Origin of the sequence: Streptomyces sp. NPDC001381, assembly GCF_042895685.1 — a bacterium.
Classification (GTDB): Bacteria; Actinomycetota; Actinomycetes; order Streptomycetales; family Streptomycetaceae; genus Streptomyces.
The window spans coordinates 345,771-370,268 of the sequence record NZ_JBIAWO010000003.1; the positions used below are offsets into that span (position 1 = coordinate 345,771).

Sequence of the window (24,498 nt, forward strand, 5' to 3'; positions counted from 1 at the left end):
GGCAGGCGGCACGTTCGCGACAGGCCCTACAGCCAGCCCTTCTCCCGAGCGATCCGTACCGCCTCCGCCCTGTTCCGCGCCGCCAGTTTCTGGATCGCCGTCGAGAGGTAGTTGCGGACCGTCCCCTGGGACAGGTGCAGCTCCGCCGCCAGCTCGGCGTTGGTGGAGCCGTCGGCCGCCGCCCGCAGGATCTCCCGCTCGCGGTCCGTCAGCGGGTTGGCCCCCTCCGCCAGGGCCGCCGCCGCCAGGGTGGGGTCGATGACCCGCTCCCCCGCCAGCACCTTGCGCACCGCCTGCGCCAGTTGGGCCGCGGGGGCGTCCTTGACCAGGAACGCGTCGGCACCCGCCTCCATGGCGCTGCGCAGATAGCCGGGGCGGCCGAAGGTGGTGAGGACGACCACTTTCAGCAGCGGGAGTTCGCTGTGCAGCCGGGCCGCGGCCTCGATGCCCGTCAAACCCGGCATCTCGATGTCGAGGAGGGCCACGTCGACGTCGTGGGCGCGGGCGGCGGCGAGGACCTCGTCGCCGCGGGCCACCTGGGCGACCACCTCGATGTCGTCCTCCAGGCCGAGGAGGGCCGCCAGCGCCTCGCGGACCATCGACTGGTCCTCGGCCAGGAGGACCTTGATCGTGCCGTCACTCATGGCGGGATCCTATGTCCGGGGCCGGGGCCGCCGGGACGCGGGCGACCAGGCGGAAGCCGCGTCCGGCCCGGCCCGCCTCCAGGGTGCCGCCCGCCTTCTCCAGACGTTCGGTCAGACCGGTGAGACCGTTGCCGGGGCCCTTTCCCGGGCCGCCCGAGCCGTCGTCCTCGACGGAGAGTTCCAGGACGGCTCCGTCGAGGGTCTGGCGCCTGATCACGTCCACCGTGCAGCGGGCGGCCCCGCTGTGCCGTACGACGTTGGTGATCGCCTCGCGCAGGGCCCAGGCGAGGGCGGACTCGCTGTCCTCGGGCACGCCGTCGAGGTCCGGTTCGGCGGGCACCTGGGCGGTGATGCCGGCGGCTGTCAACGCGACCTGGGCCCCTGCGAGTTCGGCGGCGAGGCGGGGGCGCCGGTAGCCGGTGACGGCCTCGCGGACGTCGACCAGCGCCTGGCGGCTGACCTGTTCGATGTCGGCGACCTGCTGGGCCGCCTTCTCGGGGTGCGCGGGGAGCATCCGGCCGGCCAGCTCGCTCTTCAGGGTGATCAGCGAGAGCGAGTGGCCCAGCAGGTCGTGCAGGTCCCTCGCCAGCCGCAACCGCTCCTCGTTCGCCGCCAGTTGGGCGACCGTGGCGCGGGCCTTGCGCAACTCCACGGTGGTACGCACCAGTTGGATCACGCCCGTCATCGCGAAGCCGATGAGCAGGACCAGCACGAGCAGATCGGCCGCCTCCTCCTCGCCGACGCGCAGGCCGACGATCATCATCGACGCGGCGGTGGCCGGGATGGCCCAGTACGCCGAGCGCAGCGGGAGGGCGACCCCACAGGCCACGGAGACGTAGCAGAACAGGCCCAGCCAGGCGGAGCCGAGCGTGAGGCACAGCAGCGTGGCGAGGAAGGCCATGGCGGCGATCAGGACGCCGATGAGCCTGGGCGGGTAGGGCGTGGCCCCCATGTTCCGGAAGAGGAGGGAGAGATAGACGGCGACGAACACGGCCAGTCCCAGCCAGCCGCCGGCCGTGCCGCCGGCGGTGTGGCCGCCGGTGACCAGGTCGTGGACCGGTGAGCTGAGGAAGACCAGCCAGACGCCGATCCACAGCACCTTGCGCCGCAGCAGGTCACGCCGGTTGCGGGCCGGCCGGCCGAGCAGGAGCGCCGGTCCCTGCCGGGCCTCCCGGGGCAGCGGGTCGTCCGTCGTCGCGCTCACGCCTTCAGGGTGTCCTTCCGGTACAGCCAGGCCGCGCCGCCCGTGAACAGGGCGAAGGAGACGACCAGGATGGCGATGTCCCTCCCGTGCGGGGCCTGGTTCTGCTCGATGGCCTGCCCCAGGGCAGCGTACGCGTGGGTCGGCACCCACTCGGCCACGTCCCGCAGCCACTGCGGGAAGGCCGTCGTCGGCATCCACAGGCCGCCCAGGATCGACAGCCCGAAGTAGAGGATCATCGTGAGGGGGCGGACCGCGTCCCCGCTCGCGAGGTACCCGATCGCGACGCCCAGCGCGGCGAAGACCAGGCTGCCCGCCCATATCGCGCCGGTCAGCGCGAGCCACTGCCAGGGGTCCAGCCGTACGCCCTTCACGGCCGCGGCGACGGCGAACACGACGACGATGGACGGCAGGCTGACCACGGCGGCGCTCGCGGTCTTGGCGAGGACGTACCCCCGGCCCGGCAGCGTGGTCAGCCGCAGCTGCCGTACCCAGCCGCTCTCGCGCTCCTTGGCGATGCGCTCGCTGTTGCCCATCAGGACGGCCGTGAGGGCGCCGAAGGAGGCCATCGAGACCATCATGTAGGTCGGCAGGGTCAGGCCCGTGCCGTCGATCCTCTCGGTGGCGTCGGCGCTGCCCGCGATCAGCAGGAACAGGACCGACGGGTAGATCACGGAGAAGAACAGGAACTTGCGGTTGCGCAGGGCGCGGGTCAGTTCCAGTTTGATCAGGCCGTTCACCTGGTCCTCGCCTCCTCGGCGGCGGTGAGGGCGACGAAGGCCTGCTCCAGACCGAGCCCGGCGACTTCGAGGTTGCGGGGGTAGGTCCCGAGGCCGTACAGCGCGTGGACGGTGGCGTCGGCGTCGGAGGACTGGATGCGGACCGTCCGGCCGGACATGTCGAGGGCGGTCACGCAGGGCAGCGCGCGCAGCGCGGTCTCGTCGGTCCGCTCCTCCGCCAGGTCGAAGGAGATCCTCCGCACCCCCGCCTTCGCCTTGATCTCGGCCGCCGTCCCGTCGGCCAGCAGCCGGCCCCGGTGCAGGACCAGGACCCGGTCGGCGATGGCGTCGGCCTCCTCCAGGTAGTGGGTGGCGAACAGGACCGTGCGGCCCTGGTCGGCCTGCTCGCGCATGGTGGCCCAGAAGGCCTGGCGGGTGGTGACGTCCATGCCGGTGGTGGGCTCGTCCAGGACGATCAGGTCGCTGTCGCCGGCCGTGGCGAGCGCGAAGCGGACGCGCTGGGCCTGGCCCCCGGACAGCTTGTCGACCTTGCGGCCGGCTATCTGCGCGATGCCCGCGCGGGCCAGCACGTCGGAGGCACGGCAGGGCTTCGGGTGCAGGGCGCAGGCGAGCCCGACCAGCTCGGCGACGGTGACCTCGTCCATCAGTCCGCCGCTCTGCAGCATGGCGCCCACCCGCCCGGCGACGATCGCCTCGCGGGGGCTGGTGCCGAAGACGCGGACCGTGCCGTCGTCGGCCTGCTTGAGGCCGAGCAGCAGGTCCAGGGTGGTCGACTTGCCGGCGCCGTTGGGCCCGAGCAGCGCCACGGTCTCCCCGGGGTGCAGCGCGAGCGTCAGCCCGTCCACGGCCCGTACGTCGCCGTAGCTCTTGCTCACCCGGTCGAAGCCGACCACGGGTGCTGTCGTCGGCCCGGGGGGTGCTGTCGTCGTCGTCATGACAGCGATCGTCGCTCCCGGGGCCTGCCCGGCGGCAGTGCCGGGAGTCCTCGGTGCCGCATGACAGATGTCATGCGGCACCGCCGCCGCGTCAGGACGGGTCGGTTTCGATGACCGCGGTGCGGTCCGTGGTGCTCTTCAGGGCCGGGCGCAGGGCACTGATGACGTCCTGCACGGTGACGGCCGTCTTCTGGCCGGTGCCGCGGGTGATCAGGACACCGTCGAAGGTGCCGCCGTACAGCTCCTTGAGGGCCGCCTGGTCGTAGTGCTCCACCAGCTTGCCGTCGACGGCCTGGACGCCGAGGAACTTCCACAGCGAGTTCTTCGGGCTGAACTCGATGAACTTGGTGGTGCCCTTGACCTGGATCTTGACGTTGCCGGACATCGCCGGTTCGGCGAAGTCCTTCATCATCCGGTCGACCTCGGCGTCGGTGATCGTCGGCTGCCGGGTCGTGGTCGGGACCTTGACCGCGGGGGTCGAGCCCGTCTCCACCTGGGTGCGATACGCCCTGACGACGGCGTCCTCGGCCTTCGCCGCGTCGATGCCCTTGCCCGCCTTGCCGTAGACGGCGACGGCCTTGCCCGACTGGAACTTGATCGTGCCGTCGGCGGCCGAGCCGGCGCCGCCCGCCGTGCTCTCCAGGGCGGCCTGGAGCTTCTCCTCGTCGACCGGCATCTCGGGCTCGACCTCGCGGTGCTGCCCGAACAGCGAGCCGATCACGGAGACCGGGTTGTAGTCGCTCTTCGCGGCGTCGTCGACCGTGGCCTGGATGTCGAACTGCAGGCCCGCCTGGTCCGGCTTGAGGGAGACGGTGTCGCCGTCGACGGACAGCTTCAGCGTCTGCGCGGCCCGCTCGTCGAAGGCGTCGTCGAGCTTCTTGACGGCCTCGTCGCGGGTGCCGCCGCCGATCTCGACGCCGAGCACGGTGGTGCCCTTGGGCACGTCGGAGTGGTTCATCAGCAGGCCGGCGCCGTAGAGGCCGACGCCGCCGAGGACCAGCACTCCGCCGAGCAGGACCAGCTTGCTGCGGCCCTTCTTCTTTTTCTTCTTGGAGTCCGCGGACGCGTTCCGGGCGGCCGGGGCGGCCGCCTTGGGCGGGGTCTGCGTCCCCGGCCCGCCGCCGCTCTGGGCGCCGCCGGGCGCGAAGGACGCGCCGGGGCCGCCCTGGCCGTCGGCGGGGACGACCGGGATGCCGCTGGTGACGGTGTGCCCGGAGACGTTGTCGGCGGGACGGCCGTAGCCGCCGGCGCCCGGCTCGGGCGCGGGCTTCTGCGGGGTGAGGATCGCGGTGTCGTCGCTCAGGCCGCCGCCCGGAAGCCGGCCCGTGCCCGGGCCCGTGCCGGGGCCGCTGCCGGGAGCGGCGCCACGCGGGCCGCCGGGACCCGCCGGACCACCGGGACGGCCGTAGCCGCCGGGACCGCCGGGGGCGCCCTGTATGCCGGGCGCGCCGACCGCCGGGCCGGCCGCGTTCTGCGCCATCGGGGGCACCATCGGGCCGTCGCCGGTGACCGGACCGCCGGTCGGGCCCGCGGGGCCCTGCGGGCCGCCGCGGCCGTGCGGGCCGGAGGGGACGTCCGGGCCGTTGAAGTCGTGCCGGCCGCCCGGGCCGGACGGGGCGGTGAAGTCGTGCCGGCTGCCGGGGCCCGCCGGGGCGCCGCCCTGGCCGTCCGTCCCGGGGAAGCCGTTCTGGTCGCCGCCGCCGTTGTCCGAGAAGTACGGCAGCTCGTCGCGGCGCGCCTCGGCACCGCCGCCGCCCTGGCCCGGCGTCTGTCCGGGCCGGGAGGTGCCGAGCGGGCCCGCGGCCAGCGCCTCGGTCACGTCGAAGGAACCGGTGCCGCCGCCGTGCCCGGGAGCCACCGGACCGCCGGTGGCGCCGGGGAGACCCGCGCCGTTGGTGCCGCCGGGACGGGTGCCCGTCGGGGCGCTCATGGAACCGACCACACCGCCGGGCCGCCCGCCACCGGGCTGCCCGCCGCCGGGCCGTCCGCCGCCGGCTCCGGCACCGGGACGCGCGCCGCCCCCGCCACCGGCTCCGGCACCCGGACCGGTGACGCCGCCGGAGGCACCCGTACCGGAGGCGCCCGCACCGGCGCCGCCCGTGCCCGCGGCCGAACCGCCCGGGGTTGCGGCCCCGTTGGCGGAGCCGCCGCCCTGACCGCCCTTGGGCGCGCCGGACTTGCGCGGCGCGAACCAGTCGCTCGTCTTCTCGTCGGCGGCGGGCGCGGGTTCGGCGGGCGCCTCGAAGGTGCCCGTGTCCGACCCGGAGGAGCCCATGGTGCCCGGAGAGCCGGCGGGGGACGCGGGCTGCGCGTCGGCAGCGCTGTCGTCGCCCTCGGAGTCCGCTACGGGCTTGCGCACGACGACCGGCGGAATGGGCCGCGAACCGGGGATGTTGATCCGGATCCGGGTCGTCAGCGTGGTCTCGGTCTTGCGTTCCTCCGGCCGGGCGGCCGAACGGCCCGCGTCCGCACCGCCGTCGGACACCACGGGGGTTCCGTACGGCGGCGTACCCGAGGGGTACGCGGCCCCGCCGCGCCCGTTGGGCCCGGAGGACGGAGTGTCAGTTTCACGACTCAAGGCAGGTTCTCCAGGTTGGCTCCGCCGCCCGCCACGACCTCACGGGCGGCTCGGCGGCGCGCACCACCATACTGGCCACTTCTGGCGCGTATCCCACGACCGCCGCTGAAACCCACACGGGACTCGCACGCCCGCGCCACGGCGAAGTGGTACGTCACTTGCCAAGTCGGACGTCCGGCCCGACCGGTTGCCGCCCGAACGCAAGGGTGGCGCAGATCACAGCAAGTGCCATGCCGCCGAGCAGGAAGAGATAGGAGCCGCCGCCCGCGCCGAACAGGTAGTCGCCCTCGGGACGGCCCGCGGTGCACACGATGACGGCGATCATCCAGCCGGCGGCGGGCGCGACCGCCCCGCCGCGGCTGCGGGCGGCCCGTGCGCCGCCCAGGAAGAGCCCGGCCGCGCCGGCGAGCGCGAGCAGCAGTCCGCCCGGGAACCAGCCGGCCTGCACGAGGGCACCGGCCAGCCCGGTGAGCGCGCCGAGGAGCAGCAGCCCGGCGTAGACGGCGATCCGTCCGGCGGAGGGCCGCTGGAGGGGCTGGGCGAGCGGGGAGCCGTGCCCGGACATCACGCCACCTCCCCGACGCCGGCGAACAGGTCGGTCTCCCGCCCGGAGGGCGTTTCCCCGCGCACCAGCTCGTAGTACTCGGTGGTGAACAGGGGCTGCGCCAGCTCGTTGGAGAGCGCGAAGTACCGCTCGCCGGGGGCGACCTCGATCTGGGTGGCGTGCGCGCGCATCGCGGCGGCCTTCGCGGACGCGTACGCGGTGCCGTCGATCGCGGTGGTGATCCGCTCGTCGTCCACGACACCGGGTACGTCGGTGACGGCGGCGCTCCTGGCGAAGGGCAGCCCGGGCAGCTCCTCCCGGAGCCGGGCGAAGGCGGCCTCGGCGACGGAGCGCGGGACGCGGTTGTAGTAGACCTTGGGGACCGGCCACCCGGCGCCGGCGGCGAGCTCCACGGCGCGCAGGGCGACGCGGTGGGCCTGGATGTGGTCGGGGTGGCCGTAGCCGCCGTTGTCGTCGTAGGCGACGACGACGTGGGGGCGTACCTCCAGCAGCACCTCGGCCAGCGCGGCGGCGGCCTCGTCGACGTCGGCCTGCCAGAAGCAGCCCGGGTCGTTGTTGTCGGGCAGGCCCATCATCCCGGAGTCGGCGTACCGGCCCGCGCCGCCGAGCAGCCGGAAGTCGCCGACGCCCAGTGCGGCCATGGCGTCGGTGAGCTCGCGCAGGCGGTGCTCACCCAGGGCGGCACCGCCGAGGTGCCGCAGGTGCGGCGGGATGACCTCGCCCCGCTCCCCGAGGGTGCAGGTGACCAGCGTCACCCGGGCACCCTCGGCCGCGTACCGGGCCATGGTCGCGCCGTTGTTGATCGACTCGTCGTCCGGGTGCGCGTGCACCAGCAGCAGACGCCGGGCGGGCAGTTCCGTCATGGGCCCACCCTACGAGGCGACGATCGCCCCCGGTCACCTGCCCACCGCAACCGTCACTCCGCGTCGTCGAGCACGTGGGCGATCTTGTTGCGCCGCTGGGTGATCTCCAGATAGCGGCCGTGAAGTGTCTTCTCGTTGAGAGAGGTGCGGCCCTGGAAGAACGTCTGGTTGATCCACCCGGCGGACAGGAACCAGACCTTCTTCTCCGTGACGAGCTTGAGCACCTCGGAGATCTTTCCGGGATGCTGGAGGACTGGGCAGCAAGCTTGTCCCGCAGGTGCTCGACGACAGCATCAGGAAGCGTGACGTCGCCTCGTCGCACCGCCTCGACCCTGTGCAGCGGCAGTTCGTACACGCGGAGCTGGTAGGGCATCTCAGGGCTGTCCTTGGCCGCGAGTTCGGCCACCCGGCGCAGGACCTCCTCGTGAAGCCAGTGATCGATGGCGGCGACGGCCTGGACCCAGGCAGCCCGGTAGAAGTCGTCGATGTCGATCGTGGGCGACTTGAACGGGGTCAGCATCCGGCCCGCTTCGACCATGCGCCGGGCGTACGACAGGTTCGTCATGAACGCCTCGAACTGACGCGTCTGCGGTCTGGGAACGGCCACCGGTAACCCCCGAGGAACCGGTACTCAACGGCTTCCCCGGTATACGGCTCTCCGGAGTGGAGCAACCGGTGATCGAAGCCGACGTCGCCCTCGTCGTCGTCCATATCAATACGTCGCATGTCCATTACCACGGGAGTGCTCAGGCGTCGACCTCGCCTGCCCACCCGAACTCCAGGAGTTCCTTGGGCAGGTACTCGGACTCGACGGTGATGGGGAAGTTCGCATCACGCGCCATGCAGGCGAGAGCGAGAGGGGCCAGGGCCACCAGTCCGTCCGTGTTGTCGCAGCGTTCCGCGTCGCCGGTCCAGTATTCCTTGTGCCACGTGAGGGCGTTGGTCAGCGTTTCGTTGAACCGTTCGACCTCACGGCGCTGGTAGAGGTGGAACAGTTCGAGCGGCGGATAAAGGATCTTGAGCAGCAGTTCCGTGCTCGCGCTCCGAGCCACGTTCGGATCGGTCCCGTCGACCGCGGCAACGATCTTGTCCCACATGGCCTCGGCTCGGCCGCGCCAGAAGTTCTGCAGTGCTTCCACCCAGTCATAGATGTATTCGTCGAACATGGTGCCGGACTCCCGGAGGAAGGACACCGGAACACTGGCAAGTTGGTCGAGTCGGGCATTGTCACGGCAGATCGTCGCCAGGTACCACGAAGTGAGCCACGAGCCCGGGTTCAAGTAGAACTGCGGACCAGTGGCGGGGAGGTTCTTGACCTCGCCGTCAACTCCGATACGACAGGGCACAGGCCCTTCGGCAGCGGTGGCGGACACGAACAGTGCCGAGCCGACCTGCATCGCGGTGACCCAGGCTTCCCACGTGGCGAACTTGTCGGCCTCGGGGTCCTCCGCGCAGCAGGACTTGGCCACGGTCAGCGTGGTCTCCAGGGCTCGAGCCCGGGACATCTCGGACCGCTCCAGCCGGTCGATCACCCGACTGGTGCTCGCGACCAGAGACGCCATGTCCTCTCGGACCTTGTCCACCGGGAAGTCATGACGGGGGACGCGCGTAACCACGGACACTCTCCTGCCCTAGATATTGAAATGCTCCATGACGGACCCAGCGTACGTTCCGGTGTTCTCGTTCACCTTCACCAGGACGTACTGGAGCTTTCCTTCGTCCATGGCGTCGAAAATGGCTTCGGCGAGCTCCCTGTCCCTACCGCCTCGTCGCCACATCAGGGTAGCAATCGTGTGGGCGTAGGCCTTGGTCCCCTGCTTGACCCGCATGCCCTGGGCCATTTCTCCGACGCCGTCACGCCACTCCAGATCACCAGACGGCGCCTTTTCCTCGACGACGAGGTACGCACCGTCGTCGTCGAGCTTGTACAGGTCATCGAACATGTTGGCACCGTTGGCTGTCCTGGGGAGATCGTCGACCCAGACCGCCTCGGGAAACATCTTCGGGATGACGTGCCGCCGGGCTGCCTCCTCGCCGAGTTTCTCACCCAGCTTGCTGTTGTTCGCCAAGTCTCCGACCTGATTACGGAAGGATTCCTGGGCGGCTTTCAGATTCGTCTCCGTGGCCGTCGAGGGGCTGTCCACGTGAGCCCTCTCCGCACGTGTGAGTTCCATGCCGCTGATCCGGTTCTTCGCGGCCTTGTCGAGGTCCGGCAGGACCCCTGGGTGTGCCGAATCGCGCCCCAACGGGGTCTTGCCATAGGTCGTCTCGGACGGGCCGTGAGGCATGTCGTACTTGGCGATGAAGCTGCCGTCCGGCAGTTGCTTCAAAACCGGCAGCTCGACACCGTCCACGATCGCCTTCTTGCTCAGACGATGTCCGCGCTTGTCGTAGTGCTCCTTGCGCCATTCTGGATCGTCATTGGCCTTTTGGACGTGCTCGTCCTGGATCCGCTTTCGTTCCTCGACGGTCAACTGCCGCTCGTCGTGGTGACCTCCGTGGCCGGCACCCTCGTCCGCTTCGTGGCCAGGCGTGGCTGGGTCGTCGCCATGGCCGCCCACCTGGTCCAGGACCTCGTCGCCAAGGCCTCCCACATCATCAAGGCCGCCTGTGCCCGCGGGCGGCTCGGTGCCGTGGCCCGGCAGCGAGGCGCCACCAGTGCTGCCCGACAGGTCCCGGCCGGACGTTCCGGTCTCCGTCGTGTGGCCGGTGGTGGCGTGGTCGCTGGTCGAGGTTCCCGGGACCGCGTTGTCGCCGACGCCGGCCGGAGCAGGGGTGTCGATGCTGTTCGCCGGCGTGTTGTCGCCGACCCCGCCGCCGGGAAGGTGGTCCGCGGTGCCGCCCGGAATGTGGTCGCCCAGGCTGGAGCCGGGGAGGTCGCTGCCGGCGTGGACGGCAGGAGCCGTGGTCACGTTGTCGCCGACGCGGCCGACATCTCCCAGGTTCGTGTCGAGGCTGTTGCCGAGGCTGATGTGCTGGGCGGCGTTGCCGGCGTTGCCGGCGGTGTGGGTGCCAGCGCCGGCCAGGGCCGGTTCCCTCACCGGGGAGTCCACCCGGGGGACGTCCGAGCCCGCGGTGGGGGTGTGGGGTTCGGGCTGGTCGACGATGTCGCCGGGGCCGTCCGCGGCCTCCTTCAGGACGGTGCCGTTCTCGTCGAGGAGGTTGCCCTGCGGGTCGTAGTAGCGGGCCGGTGCGCCCTCGTCCGTGGGCAGTTTGACCGAGCCCTCGGGGATGGCCGGCGTGTTGTCGGGCAGCTTGACGTTGCCGTCCGGGAGTTTGGTGGCGCCTTCCGGGATCACCGCGCCTTCGGGGAAGTGGACCGTGCCGTCGGGGAGCCTGACCGTGCCCTCGGGGAGGGGGATCGCGTCCTCCGGGAGCTTGGGGATCTCGATGTTTCCCATGCCCTTGAGGGCCTTGGTGATGTCGCCGATCTTCGACAGACCCGCGCCCGCGCCCTTGGCAATGTACGTCATCGGGTCGATCACCCGACCCGCCTTACCGGCCACCGACAGCGCCTTGGCGACCGCGCCCGCCTTGCCGGCACCGGCCGCCGCACCGCCCGCGCCGCCGGTGAAGACCGTGGTCAGGACGTTGAAGGTGACCGCTCCGGCCGCGCGGCCGGGGTTCTTGCCCCACTCGTCCCACGCCACCAGCGCCTTGCCCGTCTCCTTCATCGCGGTGCGCGAGTCACGGATCCAGGAGGGCAGCTTGTCGTCCGGGAGGAGCCAGAAGGCCGTACCGACGCCGGGGATGGAGGCGAGGGCGAGCCCCGTCGCGAGCTGGGCGAGGCCCTTCCAGGCCTGGCCCATCGCGTCCCAGCCGCCGAAGCCCACCAGCGTGCCCAGGCCCTTGATCGTGCCCCAGATGCCGTCGACGATCAGGCCGTCCCACACGAACGACTTCACCCAGTGGCCGACCTCGTACCAGTGATGCCTCTCCTCCACCGGGTCACCCCAGGGAAGCTTCGCGTTCTTCAGGTCCTCCGCGTTGAAGCCGTACTGGTCCTTGCGGTCGGAGCCGTCGCCCGCGACCATCTGCGTCCCGCCCCAGATCGCGGTGATCTTGTTGTGACAGGTCCGCTCCGCCGCCCAGAACGCCGCCACCGTCGCGGTGATGTCGTCCCGCAGCTGGTTGTGCTCGTCGACCTTGTCCTCGTCGTACTCCCACTCGTCGTCGTCCTTGACCGACGCCACGAACGTCGACGCCTTCGTCTTCAGCTCCAGCAGCTTCGACACGAGGGGACGGATCTCCGTCGCATAGGACGACAACGCCGACGACACCGTCTCCAGGTCCGTCGCGAAATCGTCCGCCCTGGTCTTCACCTGCTTCGTCGTCGCGAAAAGCTGCTCCGCCTCGGGCGCGTGATAGAACGCCGACAGGCCCTGGAACTGGGCGTCCACATCACTGCCCGTGGTCCGGACATTGCCCGCGTCCTTCTTCAACGCAGCATGATCCAGCTCCAGTTGGAACAGATTGCCGGTGAACTGAGGAATCTCCTCCGGCTTGATCACGCCTGCACACCCCCGTGTGTCCGACTCGTCCCGCCAACAGCGCGCGACAAGAATCGGATCATCACATATATGGGTGTCAACGGTGCTTCTGCATATGGGTTTCGGCCAAGCGGAAGCAGGCCAAACCGGCAGGAAACCTTCAGCGGCGCCGGTTTCGTGGATCACGTCACGCGAAGCAACCGAACCGACCTAACTTGAAAGTAACGACCCCGCTACACATGGTGACTGGCTGGGTTCTGTCCAGCGCTGTCCGAGCCGGTCGGCGTGGTGTGTGCGGGTAGGGCGTCGTTGTCAGGGCGTACGACGGGAGGGTGCGGGATGACGCAGGTCGACGGCGAGACGGTACGGCTCAAGAGCGAGGCGGACGAGCCGGGTTGGGAGGTGGACCCGGATGACGAGTGGGGGCTTGCGATCGTCGCCACGGTCGGACGGCAGCTGAAGCTGCGCCGGGAGGCGGTGGGCATGCGGGCCTGCCGGTTCGGGGAGGCCGTCGGGTACGGCGAGGACATGATCTACAAGATCGAGAGCGGGAAGCGGATTCCTCGGCCGGAGTTCCTGGACAGGGCGGACGAGGTGCTGGGGGCGGGTGGGCTGCTGTCCGCGATGAAGGAGGACGTGGAGAAGGTCAGGTATCCGAAGAAGGTGCGGGACCTGGCGGAGTTGGAGGCGAAGGCCGTCGAGTTGCTCTCGTATGGCAACCACAATCTGCACGGCCTCCTCCAGACGATGGAGTATGCGCGGGCGTTGCTGGGGACACGACGACCGGTCCCTCCGGAAGAGCAACTGGAGCAGGCGGTAGCAGCGCGTATGGCCCGGAAGACGGTCTTCGACCGCTCACCCGCCCCTGAGTTCAGCTTCGTGTTGGAAGAGACGACGCTCAGGCGGCCGGTCGGCGGCAAGATGGTGTGGCGTGCACAGCTCGAACACCTGCTGGAGGTGGCACAGTTGCGGAACGTCGAAATTCAGGTGATGCCGACGGACCGCTGGGACCACCCTGGTACCGGAGGACGGATCCAGGTGCTGAAATTCGGGGATGGCACGGCTGTCGGACGGATGGACGACGAGTTCAACGGCCGCCCGGTCCACGACCCGAGGCAGCTCCGGATCCTCGAACTGCGCTATGGCATCATCCGGGCCGAGGCTCTGACCGCGCGGGAGTCGCTGGCCTTCATCGAAGAACTATTGGGAGAGACCTGATGCAGGACCTGGTGTGGTTCAAGAGCAGCTACAGCGACAGCAGCAACCCGAGTGACTGCGTCGAGATCGCCACCACCCCCGCCACCATCCACGTCCGTGACTCCAAGCACACCGCCGGCCCCCGCCTCCAGCTCTCGCCGGAGGCCTGGGCCGACTTCGTGTCGTACGCGTCGGAGAGCTGACCGTCCGGGCTACTCGACCTCGGCCTCCGGTACGTCGACCTCACCGCCCAGGGAGCGGGCGATGGCCGTGAACTCGTTCAGGGCTGCCTGGAGGTCGCGGACGATCTCCTCGGCGATCACCTCGGGCGGCAAGCCGCTGTCGGCGTCTTCGAGGGCGGGGTCCTTCATCCATGTGATGTCGAGGTTGACCTTGTCGCGAGCGATCAGGTCCTCGTAGCTGCACTTCTTGAACGGGCCGTTCTCGTCCTCTGACTCCACACGGGCCGACCGGGGTTCACCAACCCGGTAGGCCGCCACGAAGTCGTCGAGGTGGGCACGGGTTAGGAGGGCATGTTCGTGCGGAGGGCCGCGCGGAAGGTGGGCGTGTCCGGTTCCTCGTCGGCCCGTTTCATCCACGCCGCGATGGTCTCGGGGCGGTGGAAGGCGAAGACCTCGCGGGAGCGGGCGTCGGGGTCGACACGGTTCAGGAAGTACGTCTCGGCGCCCGTGCTGACGTACCGGAACGCGAAGGGCTCCTCCCGGCGCCACACGGCCATCGCGTGCTCCTTGAGCACCCCGGCCGCATACCGCTCGTTCTGGGCGAGGGCCCCGGCGAGCGCGGTCCCCTCCCGCTTGGCCTCGATGACGCCGACGATCTTCCCGTCGACGTAGAGGACGTAGTCGGCGCGGCCGGTGGCGAGGGTGAACTCCTCGATGGCCACACCCCTGCCCGCCAGCGGGTTGGCCTCCGCCTTGCTCTGGATGAGCCAGCCCGCCTTGGCCAGCATCGCGTCGATCTTCTTGCGCGCCTGCACCTCGTTGAGCGGCGCCGGGCGCTGCGCGCGCTCCACGACGGCGTCACGGGCGGCGGAGGCCACCTTGCGGGGCTTGAGCCGCTCACGGTCGTACTGCTGCTGGTGGTTCGCCCGGAGTTCACTGACCTGCGCCCTCAGCTCCTCGACCTGCGCGGCGTACGCGGTCTTGGCCTGTTCGGCGGTGGCGATGAGGTTCTCCGCCTCGGCGCGGGCCCGCCGCCCGGCCTCCAGCCGGTCACTGGTCTCCGACAGCCTGACCCGCGACTCCGCAAGCGCCCTCCGGTGCCCCTCCAGGGCCTCCTGGAGCTCCGCGAGCTCCTCGGGGTCGGTGGACGGCGCATCGGCCGGGAGGGTAGGCGGCACGAACGCGGACACGGTCCGCGTCCCGCCCGTGCGCGTGCCCGTCCGGGTGACGAACTCCTCGGCCAGGACCTCGGCGAACTGGCCCGCGCTCACGTAGGCGGCGTTCGGGTTGGTGAGGACCGTGAGTTCCGCCTGCGAGCCGTAGATGGCGAGGAGGGGCTGGTAGCCGTACAGCCGCCCGAAGTTGGGCGAGGCCTTCGCCAGCTCCCGCAGCCGATCGTCAGCGTTGTGTCCGTTCACGCGCCCCCGATCCAGCCCTGCACTTGTCCCGGATCAGTCAAGCTTACGGATCCAGAGGCGGGGAAGGCGCGGAACAGGGCGGCCAGGGTCGAGCTCCGGTCAACAGCCGACCGGAGCTCACACGCCGACGGCGGTCAGAACTTGATGCTGCCGATCATGCTCGCCACGCTCGTCGTCAGGTCGTTGATCGTCCCCGCCATCGTCGAGGAGGCGAGGTAGAAGCCGAGCAGGATGCAGACGACGGCATGGCCGCCCTTCAGCCCTGACTTCTTGATCAACAAGAAGACGATGATCGCCAGCAGCACCACCGCCGAAATCGAGAGTGCCACGGCGGCTCACCTCCAAGAACCCGGGAACGTGGGGGCAGAACAGAACGAGGGAACTTGTAAATCCATACAACTGCCAGCAGGTTCATACCCACAGTGCGCTAGTGATCATAACTATGAGTGCGTGCGCATCTCTCGGCGCACAGCCGCACAAGGGGGCGCATGGCCAATATGGTCGGGGGATGACGACCGAGTCCGACTCCTTCCCCCGCCGGCACGCCCGCACCCAGCGCTTCACGCTGGGCGCGCCGCGTTCGTTCACGGTGTCCCCCGACGGCTCCCGGGTCGCGTTCCTGCGCTCCGGTTCCGGCACGGACCGCGCAGGCGCCCTGTGGGTCCTCGATCCGGTGAGCGGCGCGGAGCGTGTGGCCGCCGACCCGCGCGCGCTCCTGGGCGGGGCCGCGGAGGACCTCTCGCCCGAGGAGCGGGCGCGCCGCGAGCGCAGTCGCGAGGGCGGCGCCGGGATCGTCGGCTATGCCACCGACGAGGCTGTGGAGCTGGCGTCTTTCGCCTTGTCAGGGCGGCTTTTCACGGCCGAGCTGCGGGCCGGGACGGCACGGGAACTGCCGGTCGCGGGGCCGGTGGTCGATCCCCGTCCGTCCCCCGACGGACGGCTCGTCGCGTATGTCGCGGGGGGCGCGCTGCGGGTCGTGGGCGCCGAGGGCGAGGGTGACCGGGCGGTGGCGGAGCCGGATTCGGGCACGGTTTCCTATGGATTGGCCGAGTTCATCGCGGCCGAGGAGATGGGGCGTTCACGGGGGTTCTGGTGGGCGCCGGAGTCGGACCGGCTGCTCGTCGCGCGGGTCGACGACACGCCCGTGGAGCGCTGGTGGATCTCCGATCCGGCACAGCCGAAACGTGACCCACAACACGTGCCGTATCCGGCGGCCGGGACGGCCAACGCGGACGTGCGGCTGTTCGTCTTCGGGCTCGACGGGGTGCGCACGGAGGTCGTCTGGGACCGGGCGCGCTACCCGTATCTGGCGCGAGTGCACTGGTCAGGGGCGGGTGGCCCGCTGCTCCTCGTGCAGGCGCGCGATCAGCGCAGCCAGCTGTTCCTGACCGTGGACACCGACTCGGGGACGACCCGGATGGTGCACGCCGACGAAGATCCGATTTGGCTGGATCTTTTCCCTGGGGTGCCGTGCTGGAGCCCTTCGGGACGACTGGTCCGGATCGCCGACGAGGGCGGCGCCCGGGTCCTCGCGGTCGGCGAACGGCCGCTGACCGGAGCCCAGTTGCACGTACGGGCGGTGCTGGACGTCACGGCCGACGACGTGCTGGTCTCCGCGTCGGCCGGCGAGGAGGCGGAGTGCCCGGAAATCGGCGAGGTGCATGTCTACCGCGTCAACGAACTCGGCGTCGAGCGCGTCTCCCAGGAGCCCGGCGTCCACACGGCGGTACGCGCCGGGGGCGTGACCGTGCTGGTGTCGGCGGCGCTGGACCGGCCCGGGAGCCTGGTGCGGGTCCTGCGGGACGGAAAGCAGACAGCGACTGTCCGGTCGTATGCGGAAGATCCCAGTCTGTCCCCCCGCGTGACACTCACCGAGGGGGGCGCACGGCGTATCCCGTGCGCCGTGCTTATGCCTACGGACTACCCCGGTGACACCTCGCACCCCTCGGCACCCCTGCTGCCCGTCCTGCTCGACCCCTACGGCGGCCCGCACGGCCCCCGGGTCCTCGCCGCGCACAACGCGCACCTCACCTCGCAGTGGTTCGCCGACCAGGGCTTCGCGGTGGTCGTCGCCGACGGGCGGGGCACCCCGGGCCGCTCCCCCGGCTGGGAGAAGGCGGTCCACCACGACTTCACGGTCAGCCTCGACGACCAGATCGAGGCGCTCCAGGACCTGGCCAGGACCCACCCCCTGGACCTGAGCCGGGTGGCGATCCGCGGCTGGTCCTACGGCGGCTGGCTGGCCGGCCTCGCCGTGCTGCGCCGCCCGGACGTCTTCCACGCGGGCATCGCGGGCGCCCCGGTGACCGACTGGCGGCTGTACGACACCCACTACACCGAGCGCTACCTGGGCGACCCGGCGGCGAACCCCGAGGCCTACGCGAAGAGTTCGCTCGTCACCGACGACGGGCTGTCGGCGCCCGCCGAGCCGCACCGGCCGCTGATGATCGTGCACGGTCTGGCCGACGACAACGTGGTCGTCGCGCACGCCCTGCGGCTGTCCTCCGCGCTGCTCGCGGCCGGCCGCCCGCACGAGGTGCTGCCGCTCTCGGGCGTCACCCACATGACCCCGCAGGAGCAGGTCGCGGAGAACCTGCTGCTGCTCCAGGTGGACTTCCTGAAGCGTTCGCTGGGGTTGCGGTAGCGCAGGGCAACGGGCCGGGGCGACATGGCGCGCCCCGGCCCGTTTACGGCACCCGCACGGCCGTACGCTGTTCAGACTGACGCGTCCGTATATCGGAATCGGGTCAGCCAAGTTGCCTGCGTGTTAACGCGGTTGCTGTACAAATGTGCGGCTATGCACCCACGTTGCCATGATCGCCTCCCGCGAAGTGGCAGGCGGAGGCGTGCGCGGCGGGTCCGTCCGGGTGCGGCAGCCCGGCCGGCACGGCGAGCACCGGAACCTCCCGCGCGCACCGCTCCCGGGCCTTCCAGCAACGGGTGCGGAAGCGGCAGCCGGAGGGGATGTCCGCGGGGGACGGGACGTCCCCGGACAGGATGATCCGCTCCCGCCGCTCCCTCCCCCTCGGGTCCGGCACGGGGACGGCGGACAGCAGCGCCTGGGTGTAGGGGTGGGTGGGGTGGTCGTAGATCTCCGTGTCCCGCCCGATCTCCACGATCCGGCCGAGGTACATCACCCCGACCCGGTCCGAGATGTGCCGCACGATCGACAGGTCGTGCGCGATGAAGAGGTACGACAGCTCGAACTCGGCCTGGAGCCGGTCCAGGAGGTTGACGACCTGGGCCTGGACCGAGACGTCCAGGGCGGACACCGGCTCGTCGGCGACGATCACCTCGGGGCGCAGGGCGAGGCCGCGGGCGATGCCGATCCGCTGGCGCTGGCCGCCGGAGAACTGGTGCGGGTAGCGGTTGATGTGCTCCGGGTTGAGGCCGACCACGTCCAGCAGCTCACGGACCCTGCGGCGCCGGTCGCCCTTCGGGGCCGCCTCGGGATGGATCTCGTACGGCTCTCCGACGATGTCACCCACGGTCATACGGGGGTTGAGGGAGGTGTACGGGTCCTGGAACACCATCTGGATGTTGCGGCGGACGGCCTTCAGCGCCCTGCCGGACAGCCGGGTGATGTCCTCGCCCTTGTAGCGGATCCGCCCGTGCGTCGGCCGCTCCAGGCTGACCAGCATGCGTGCGACGGTGGACTTGCCGCAGCCGGACTCGCCCACGATGCCGAGGGTTTCGCCCCTCCCGAGCGTGAGGTCGACGCCGTCGACGGCCCTCACCGAGCCGACCTGCTTGCGGAACAGGACGCCCCGCGTGAGCGGGTAGTGCTTGTGCAGTCCGCTCACCTCGAGGATCGGCTCGGCCGACGCGGTCCTAGCCATGCAGGCACTCCCTCCAGAAGTGGCAGGCGCTCCCGCGGCCCTCGTCCACCTCGTACAGCGGCGGTACGTCCGTCCGGCACACGTCCCGGGCGGCCGGGCAGCGCGGGTGGAACGGGCAGCCGGGCGGGACGTCCATGAGGCTGGGCGGCAGGCCCTTGATGGCGTAGAGCTCACCGCCCTTCTGGTCCAGGCGCGGGATGGAGTCGAGCAGCCCGCGCGTGTACGGGTGCGCCGGGGCCTTGTACAGGTCGTGGACGGGCGCCGACTCGACGATCCGGCCCGCGTACATGACGGCGATCCGGTCGGCCACGTCGGCGACCACACCGAGGTCGTGGGTGATGAGGACGAGCCCCATGCGGTACTCCCGCTGGAGCTCCGCGAGCAGGTCCATGACCTGGGCCTGGACCGTCACGTCGAGAGCCGTGGTCGGTTCGTCGGCGATGATCAGCGCGGGTTCGAGGGCGAGCGCCATCGCGATCATGATGCGCTGGCGCATACCGCCGGAGAACTGGTGCGGGTAGTCCCCGGCCCGCTCCCGGGCCGCCGGGATGCGGACCCGGTCCATCAGCTCCACGGCCCTGGCCCGTGCGTCCTTCCTGGACATGCCCCGGTGGACGACGAACATCTCGCCGAGCTGGTCGCCCACGGAGAGCACCGGGTTCAGCGAGGACAGCGCGTCCTGGAAGATCATCGCCATCTCGGCGCCACGGACCTTCCTGCGCTCGTCCTCCTTCAGCTTCAGCAGGTCCCTGCCCCGGAAGAGGACCTCGCCGCCGGTGATCCTCCCGGGCGGTGTGTCGAGAATGCCCATGACCGCCTGCGCGGTGACGGACTTGCCGGACCCGGACTCCCCGAGCACGGCGAGCGTCTCGCCCGCGTCCACCGCGTAGCCGACCCCGTTGACGGCCTTGGCGACGCCGTCCCGGGTCCGGAACTCCACCCGCAGATCACGTACTTCCAGCAGCATCCGTCCGGTCACCTCAGCTTCGGGTCGAGGGCGTCGCGGATCGCGTCGCCGAGCATGATGAACGCCAGGACCGTCAGGGCGAGGGCGCCGGAGGGCCAGAGCAGGGCGTGCGGGGCGTTGCGGACGTAGGGGGAGGCGGCGGAGATGTCGATGCCCCAGGAGACGGTGGGCGGTTTCAGGCCCACGCCCAGGTAGGACAGGGTCGCCTCCAGCGCGATGTACGTGCCGAGCGCGATGGTCGCGACCACGATCACCGGGGCGACCGCGTTCGGGGCGATGTGGCGCAGCAGGATGCGGGAGTGGGAGGCGCCGAGGGCGCGGGCGGCCTGGACGTAGTCGTGCTGTCGGGCGGTGATGACCGCGCCGCGGGCGATACGGGAGATCTGGGGCCAGCCCAGCAGCACCATGAACCCGATGACCGGCCAGACGGTGTCGCTGGTGACCACGGACAGCAGGACCAGGCCGCCCAGGACGACCGGGATCGCGAAGAACACGTCGGTGATCCGGGACAGGACCGCGTCGCCGGCGCCGCCGAAGAAGCCGGCGAGGCCGCCGAGGACGCTGCCCAGGACGGCCACCCCGAGGGTGGCGAGGACGCCGACCGTGACGGACGTACGGGCGCCGTAGACCGTGCGGGTGTAGACGTCGCAGCCCTGGCCGTCGAAGCCGAAGGGATGCCCGGGCCGGGAGCCCTCCTGGGCCAGGGCGAGATCGCACTTGAGGGGGCTCTCCCAGGTGACGGCCGAGGGCCACAGGGAGATGAACACCAGGAAGAGGATGATCAGGCCGCTGGCGAGGAAGACCGGATTGCGGCGCAGGTCGCGCCAGGCGTCGGACCACAGGGAGCGGGGCCGGCCCGTGGCCCCCGCGGTGACGCCCTCCGCCCCCGCGGGTGCCGCCTCCAGGGGCAGTGCCTCGCTCGCGGCGAAGTCCGCCGCGGCGCCCGCGCCGGTGGCGGCGATGTCGCCCTCGGGCTCCAGTTCAGGCATAGCGGATCCTCGGGTCGAGTACGGCGTACAGGAGGTCGACGAGGAGGTTGGTCACCAGGAAGACCAGGACGAGGACGGTGACGAAGCCGACCACGGTCTGCGTGTTCTGACGGAGGATCCCCTGGTAGAGCTGGTAGCCGACGCCGTGGATGTTGAAGATGCGTTCGGTGACGATCGCGCCGCCCATCAGGAAGCCGATGTCCGCGCCGATGAAGGTGACCACAGGGATGAGGGAGTTGCGCAGCAGGTGCCGGGTGACCACCCGGCGGTGCGGCAGCCCCTTGGCGACGGCCGTACGGACGTAGTCGGAGCGTCTGTTCTCGGCGATGGAGGTACGGGTCAGGCGGGTGACGTAGGCCAGCGAGACCGAGGCCAGCACCAGGCCGGGCACGAGGAGTTCGCCGAAGCCCGCGGCCGCGGAGACGGAGGGCCGGATCCAGCCCCACTCGACGCCGAGCAGCAGTTGCAGCAGCAGACCGGTGACGAAGGTGGGCACGGAGATCACGACGAGGGTGCCGAGCAGGACGCCGGTGTCGACGGGCCGGCCCCGGCGCAGGCCGGTGATCACGCCCAGGGTGACGCCGACGACGACCTCGAAGAGGATCGCGACGATCGTCAGCCGCACGGTGACCGGGAACGCCGTCGCCATCAGCTCGGTGACCGGCTGGCCGTTGAACGCCGTACCGAAGTCCCCGGTGAAGACGTTCCCCATGTAGGTCAGGTACTGCTGCCAGACGGGCCGGTCGAGGCCGAACTCCTTCTTCAGCTGGGCGGACGTCGCCTGGTCGCAGGTCCGTTCGCCGCACAGGCCCGCGACGGGATCGCCCAGCACGTTCACCATCAGGAAGATCAGCAGCGTCGCCCCGACGAACACCGGGATCATCTGCAGCAGACGCCGCAGGACGTACCGCCCCACGGCGGGTCAGCCGACCTTGATGTCGGTGTAGACCGGGACGGAGAACGGGTTGAGCCGGACGTCGGAGAGGCGTTCCCCGTAGCCGCCGGTGCCGTTCTGGTACCACAGCGGGATGGCCGCCATGTCGTCCCGGACGACCTCCTCGGCCTTCTGGAACAGCTCGACGGCCCTGGCGGGGTCGGTCTCGGCGTTGGCCTGGTCGACGAGCCTGTCGAACCGCTCGTTGGACCACTTGCCGTCGTTGGAGGGGGCGTTGGTGTAGTAGAGCGGCTGCAGGAAGTTCTGGATGAGCGGGTAGTCCATCTGCCAGCCGGCGCGGAAGGGGCCGCTCAGCTTCTGCCGGGTGGTCTTGTCGCGGTAGTCGGCGAAGGTGCCGATCGGGCTGCCCACGCAGGCGTCGTCGTCGCCCAGGACGTTGTTGATGGAGTTGCAGACGGCGTCGACCCACTGCTTGTGCGAGCCGGCGTCCGCGTTGTACGTGATCCTCACCTGTCCGCCGGGCAGGCCTCCGCCCTCCTGGATCAGCTCCTTGGCCCGGGCGGGGTCGTAGGTGCACCACTCGCCGCACAGCCCCTTCTTGTCGCCGCCCTTCCCGCCGAGGACCGGTGACGTCCAGTCCGTGGCGGGGACCCGCGTCCGCTGGTAGATCGTCTCGGTGATCCGGTCGCGGTCGATGGCCATGGACAGTCCCTTGCGGACCCTGTCCATGCCGGCCCTGCCCCACGCCTTGTCGTAGTAGGGGAAGGCGATCGTCTGGATGATGCCGGCGGGCTGGTTGAGGTAGCGGCCGCCGAGGTCGCTCGGGGCGTTCTTGAGCTGGGCGGCGGGCACGTCGTCGGTGAGGTCGAGGTTGCCGGCCAGGAGGTCGGTGTAGGCGGTGTTCGGGTCGGTGTAGACCTTCAGGGTCACGCCGTCGTTGTGCGCCTTGTCGGCCCCCGGGTAGCCGTCCCACCTGACGAGGTTCATCTGCGAGCCCCTGGTGTACGACGCGATCGAGTAGGGCCCGTTGCCGACCGGCTTCTTCAGCCAGGCCTCGTGGTCGTCGAAGAAGGCCCGGGGCAGGGGCGAGAAGACGGCGTAGCCGAGGGTGTCCGGGAAGGAGGAGAACTTCTGGCTGAGCCGCACGGTGAACGTCCGGTCGTCGACGACCTTCAGCCCGGAGAGGGTGTCGGCGGTCTGGGTGCCCTGCTCGGGGTGCACCTCGGCATAGCCGTCGATGTACTTGAAGAACTCCGCCGCCTTCTGCCTGTTCCTCAGGCTCGCGCCGTAGTTCCAGGCGTCGACGAACGAGCTCGCCGTCACCTTCTCGCCGTTGCTGAAGGTCCAGCCGTCCTTGAGGGTGATCGTGAAGTTCCGCGAGTCCGGCGTCTCGATGCTCTGCGCCAGCATGTTCTGCGCCTGGGCGGTGTCGGGGTCGTACCGCTTCAGTCCGCGGAAGATCATGTCGAGGACCTTGCCGCCCTGCACCTCGTTGGTGTTGGCCGGCTCCAGCGGGTTCTGGGGGTCTCCCCAGGACGAGCTGAGCACCGCGCCGCCCTCGCCGCCGCTCCCCCCGCCCCCGCAGGCCGCCGCCGCGAGCACGGCCGCCGCCGCGCATACGGCCCATTTGGCGTGCGTGGCTCCACGCATGGAGTGCCTCCTCTTGACTGCGCCGGAACCCAGATCATTTACCAGTCAATATCGGCACATGACGGTTTCCCTGCACTCTCACCCCACCCGTACGGGTTCAAGGGAGCGCCAGGAGGATGACCCCGAACGGCCCGGCTGGGCCGTTCGGGGCCGGGGGTCAGCGCGGAAGCGCCTTGAAGACCACGTGGACGCCGCCGTGCGGCGACATGGAGATCAGCAGGTTCGACGCCAGGGCCGCCGCCAGGCGCTCCAGCAGCGGCAGGGTCGGAACCCCCCGGCCGCGTTCCATGCGCGACAGCGCGCCCTGGGTCATGCCCGCCTGGGTGGCGAGGCGTTCCTGGGTGAGCCCCAGCTCCAGCCGTCTGGCCCGCACGGCGGCCCCGAAGGGCGTCCCGACGCCGGCGCCTCTGTGATCCGCTGCAACCAACATTTCGTCACTCCCCGTGTGTGGTGGACCAACGATCAGGACTTGAGCCACCGTCATGCGGTTCCGGGCTTGGCGAACTCTTGAGGGCGCCTTTCATACCGCAAAGAACATAAGGTGCCGCGGTGAGATGCTGATCACTTCATACAGGCGATGTGATAGCGACTTTCCGCGCAGAGAGAGCCAATTCAACACCGCCGCACCTGCGACGGCTTCCCGTCCGCACGCTTTGCCCGATGGCTCTCGGGGCTGTCAATGCGTTCCGGTGCATGGGCGCGTCGCGGTGTCCGGCGACCCGTTTGCGACCGTGTCGGCGCACGGCCGATCCTGACGCCGCGCTCCGGTGAGCGCAGAGTTTCCTGAAGGGGGAAGTGTTCGTGCTGAGAATCGCAAGTGCCGTCGTCTCCACCGTGGTCGTCGCCGGGGGCGTCGTGACCGGTGTGGCCGCTCCGGCCTCCGCCGCGTGTGCCCCGAACCCCGGGACGGGCTACCACATCACCAACAAGTCCACCGTGAGCAAGCCGACCAACCTGCACAGCGAGTGGATGTACGACAACCTCGGCGGCACCCTCACCTACAACCACACCAAGACGGCCACGGTGAGCGCCAGCGGCACCGCGGGTGTCGAGGCCGAGGCCGGGGTCATCTTCGCCAAGGCGAGCACGTCGTTCAGCGTGACCGTCGGCAAGACCTGGTCGAAGTCGAACAGCTGGAGCTACTCGATCCCGGCGAAGAACAAGGCGGGCAAGACCAAGGTCCGCATGACGATGTTCCACGAGTCGAAGAAGTTCAAGGCCACGAAGTACTCGTACTACTACGACGGCCACTGCAAGTACCACGAGACGAAGAAGTGGGCGAAGTGGTTCGTCGCTCCGGTCAAGAAGGACGCCAACGTGTGGGGCCTGGAGTGGAAGTAGCCCG

General features: G+C 70.3%; 24 protein-coding genes. 5 read left to right on the forward strand and 19 right to left on the reverse strand.

The annotated features are described in order from the left end of the window. Positions 1-26 precede the first annotated feature (26 nt). The 8 genes from ACFY2L_RS15160 to ACFY2L_RS15195 all read right to left on the reverse strand — a co-directional run bounded on the left by ACFY2L_RS15160 (position 27) and on the right by ACFY2L_RS15195 (position 7,750). Entirely contained in the window at positions 27-644 is a 618-nt protein-coding gene (locus ACFY2L_RS15160; protein ID WP_390661204.1) for a response regulator transcription factor, read from the reverse strand. After that, positions 637-1,848 carry a sensor histidine kinase gene (locus ACFY2L_RS15165; RefSeq protein WP_390822542.1) on the reverse strand — a complete coding sequence of 404 codons (1,212 nt, stop codon included), beginning with the start codon at positions 1,846-1,848 and terminating at the stop codon, positions 637-639. The genes ACFY2L_RS15160 and ACFY2L_RS15165 overlap by 8 nt, the downstream gene beginning before the upstream one ends. Further along, positions 1,845-2,585, reverse strand: coding sequence for an ABC transporter permease (locus tag ACFY2L_RS15170; RefSeq protein WP_390822543.1), 741 nt, complete (start codon positions 2,583-2,585; stop codon positions 1,845-1,847). The genes ACFY2L_RS15165 and ACFY2L_RS15170 overlap by 4 nt, the downstream gene beginning before the upstream one ends. After that, positions 2,582-3,520, reverse strand: a complete 939-nt coding sequence (locus tag ACFY2L_RS15175; RefSeq protein ID WP_390822544.1) for an ABC transporter ATP-binding protein — start codon at positions 3,518-3,520, stop codon at positions 2,582-2,584. The genes ACFY2L_RS15170 and ACFY2L_RS15175 overlap by 4 nt, the downstream gene beginning before the upstream one ends. Before the next feature lie 91 nt (positions 3,521-3,611). Next, the gene (locus tag ACFY2L_RS15180; RefSeq protein ID WP_390822545.1) at positions 3,612-6,098 is read right to left on the reverse strand and encodes a hypothetical protein; all 2,487 of its coding nucleotides are present in this window, start codon (positions 6,096-6,098) and stop codon (positions 3,612-3,614) included. 154 nt (positions 6,099-6,252) lie between these two features. Further along, complete coding sequence (locus ACFY2L_RS15185) at positions 6,253-6,663, reverse strand: DUF6113 family protein (RefSeq protein ID WP_390822547.1); 411 nt, start codon at positions 6,661-6,663, stop codon at positions 6,253-6,255. Beyond that, positions 6,663-7,526, reverse strand: a complete 864-nt coding sequence (gene mshB, locus ACFY2L_RS15190) for an N-acetyl-1-D-myo-inositol-2-amino-2-deoxy-alpha-D-glucopyranoside deacetylase (RefSeq protein WP_390822548.1) — start codon at positions 7,524-7,526, stop codon at positions 6,663-6,665. Before mshB ends, ACFY2L_RS15185 begins: the two co-directional genes overlap by 1 nt. A gap of 53 nt (positions 7,527-7,579) precedes the next feature. Further along, complete coding sequence (locus ACFY2L_RS15195) at positions 7,580-7,750, reverse strand: hypothetical protein (protein ID WP_390661211.1); 171 nt, start codon at positions 7,748-7,750, stop codon at positions 7,580-7,582. 53 nt (positions 7,751-7,803) lie between these two features. On the opposite strand from ACFY2L_RS15195, the gene ACFY2L_RS15200 reads away from it, so the two are divergent. Then, positions 7,804-8,139: a hypothetical protein gene (locus tag ACFY2L_RS15200; protein WP_390661212.1), complete on the forward strand. Its 336-nt coding sequence runs from the start codon at positions 7,804-7,806 to the stop codon at positions 8,137-8,139. Positions 8,140-8,272: 133 nt separating this feature from the next. Here ACFY2L_RS15200 and ACFY2L_RS15205 read toward each other — a convergent pair whose 3' ends face one another. Both ACFY2L_RS15205 and ACFY2L_RS15210 read right to left on the reverse strand, forming a co-directional pair. Further along, positions 8,273-9,088, reverse strand: a complete 816-nt coding sequence (locus ACFY2L_RS15205; RefSeq protein ID WP_390822549.1) for an immunity 49 family protein — start codon at positions 9,086-9,088, stop codon at positions 8,273-8,275. 69 nt (positions 9,089-9,157) lie between these two features. Then, on the reverse strand, positions 9,158-12,202 hold the full coding sequence (locus ACFY2L_RS15210) for a hypothetical protein (RefSeq protein WP_390822550.1): 3,045 nt from the start codon (positions 12,200-12,202) through the stop codon (positions 9,158-9,160). 153 nt (positions 12,203-12,355) lie between these two features. Between ACFY2L_RS15210 and ACFY2L_RS15215 the strand changes: the two genes are divergently transcribed. After that, positions 12,356-13,234 carry a helix-turn-helix domain-containing protein gene (locus tag ACFY2L_RS15215; RefSeq protein WP_390822551.1) on the forward strand — a complete coding sequence of 293 codons (879 nt, stop codon included), beginning with the start codon at positions 12,356-12,358 and terminating at the stop codon, positions 13,232-13,234. After that, entirely contained in the window at positions 13,234-13,416 is a 183-nt protein-coding gene (locus tag ACFY2L_RS15220) for a DUF397 domain-containing protein (protein ID WP_390822552.1), read from the forward strand. Before ACFY2L_RS15215 ends, ACFY2L_RS15220 begins: the two co-directional genes overlap by 1 nt. A 9-nt stretch (positions 13,417-13,425) precedes the next feature. Here the strand turns inward: ACFY2L_RS15220 and ACFY2L_RS15225 are convergent, their stop codons facing one another. The 3 genes from ACFY2L_RS15225 to ACFY2L_RS15235 form a co-directional block, all read right to left on the reverse strand. Next, entirely contained in the window at positions 13,426-13,674 is a 249-nt protein-coding gene (locus tag ACFY2L_RS15225) for a methyltransferase (protein WP_390662599.1), read from the reverse strand. Positions 13,675-13,736: 62 nt separating this feature from the next. Further along, positions 13,737-14,813, reverse strand: coding sequence for a type I restriction endonuclease (locus tag ACFY2L_RS15230; RefSeq protein ID WP_390822553.1), 1,077 nt, complete (start codon positions 14,811-14,813; stop codon positions 13,737-13,739). Positions 14,814-14,947: 134 nt separating this feature from the next. After that, the gene (locus ACFY2L_RS15235; protein ID WP_030783885.1) at positions 14,948-15,142 is read right to left on the reverse strand and encodes a hypothetical protein; all 195 of its coding nucleotides are present in this window, start codon (positions 15,140-15,142) and stop codon (positions 14,948-14,950) included. Positions 15,143-15,321: 179 nt separating this feature from the next. Between ACFY2L_RS15235 and ACFY2L_RS15240 the strand changes: the two genes are divergently transcribed. Further along, the gene (locus tag ACFY2L_RS15240; protein ID WP_390822554.1) at positions 15,322-17,457 is read left to right on the forward strand and encodes a prolyl oligopeptidase family serine peptidase; all 2,136 of its coding nucleotides are present in this window, start codon (positions 15,322-15,324) and stop codon (positions 17,455-17,457) included. Between the two features lie 151 nt (positions 17,458-17,608). On the opposite strand, the gene ACFY2L_RS15245 is transcribed toward ACFY2L_RS15240, so the two are convergent. From ACFY2L_RS15245 to ACFY2L_RS15270, 6 genes are all read right to left on the reverse strand, one after another. Beyond that, complete coding sequence (locus ACFY2L_RS15245; protein ID WP_390662602.1) at positions 17,609-18,652, reverse strand: ABC transporter ATP-binding protein; 1,044 nt, start codon at positions 18,650-18,652, stop codon at positions 17,609-17,611. Then, on the reverse strand, positions 18,645-19,619 hold the full coding sequence (locus ACFY2L_RS15250) for an ABC transporter ATP-binding protein (protein ID WP_390822555.1): 975 nt from the start codon (positions 19,617-19,619) through the stop codon (positions 18,645-18,647). The genes ACFY2L_RS15245 and ACFY2L_RS15250 overlap by 8 nt, the downstream gene beginning before the upstream one ends. Before the next feature lie 8 nt (positions 19,620-19,627). Next, positions 19,628-20,608: an ABC transporter permease gene (locus ACFY2L_RS15255; RefSeq protein ID WP_390662604.1), complete on the reverse strand. Its 981-nt coding sequence runs from the start codon at positions 20,606-20,608 to the stop codon at positions 19,628-19,630. Beyond that, positions 20,601-21,524: an ABC transporter permease gene (locus ACFY2L_RS15260; protein WP_390662605.1), complete on the reverse strand. Its 924-nt coding sequence runs from the start codon at positions 21,522-21,524 to the stop codon at positions 20,601-20,603. Before ACFY2L_RS15260 ends, ACFY2L_RS15255 begins: the two co-directional genes overlap by 8 nt. 6 nt (positions 21,525-21,530) lie before the next feature. Beyond that, entirely contained in the window at positions 21,531-23,153 is a 1,623-nt protein-coding gene (locus tag ACFY2L_RS15265; RefSeq protein WP_390822556.1) for an ABC transporter substrate-binding protein, read from the reverse strand. 157 nt (positions 23,154-23,310) lie between these two features. Next, positions 23,311-23,583, reverse strand: coding sequence for a helix-turn-helix domain-containing protein (locus ACFY2L_RS15270; RefSeq protein ID WP_390662607.1), 273 nt, complete (start codon positions 23,581-23,583; stop codon positions 23,311-23,313). Between the two features lie 371 nt (positions 23,584-23,954). On the opposite strand from ACFY2L_RS15270, the gene ACFY2L_RS15275 reads away from it, so the two are divergent. After that, on the forward strand, positions 23,955-24,494 hold the full coding sequence (locus tag ACFY2L_RS15275; RefSeq protein WP_390662608.1) for a hypothetical protein: 540 nt from the start codon (positions 23,955-23,957) through the stop codon (positions 24,492-24,494). Positions 24,495-24,498 lie beyond the last annotated feature (4 nt).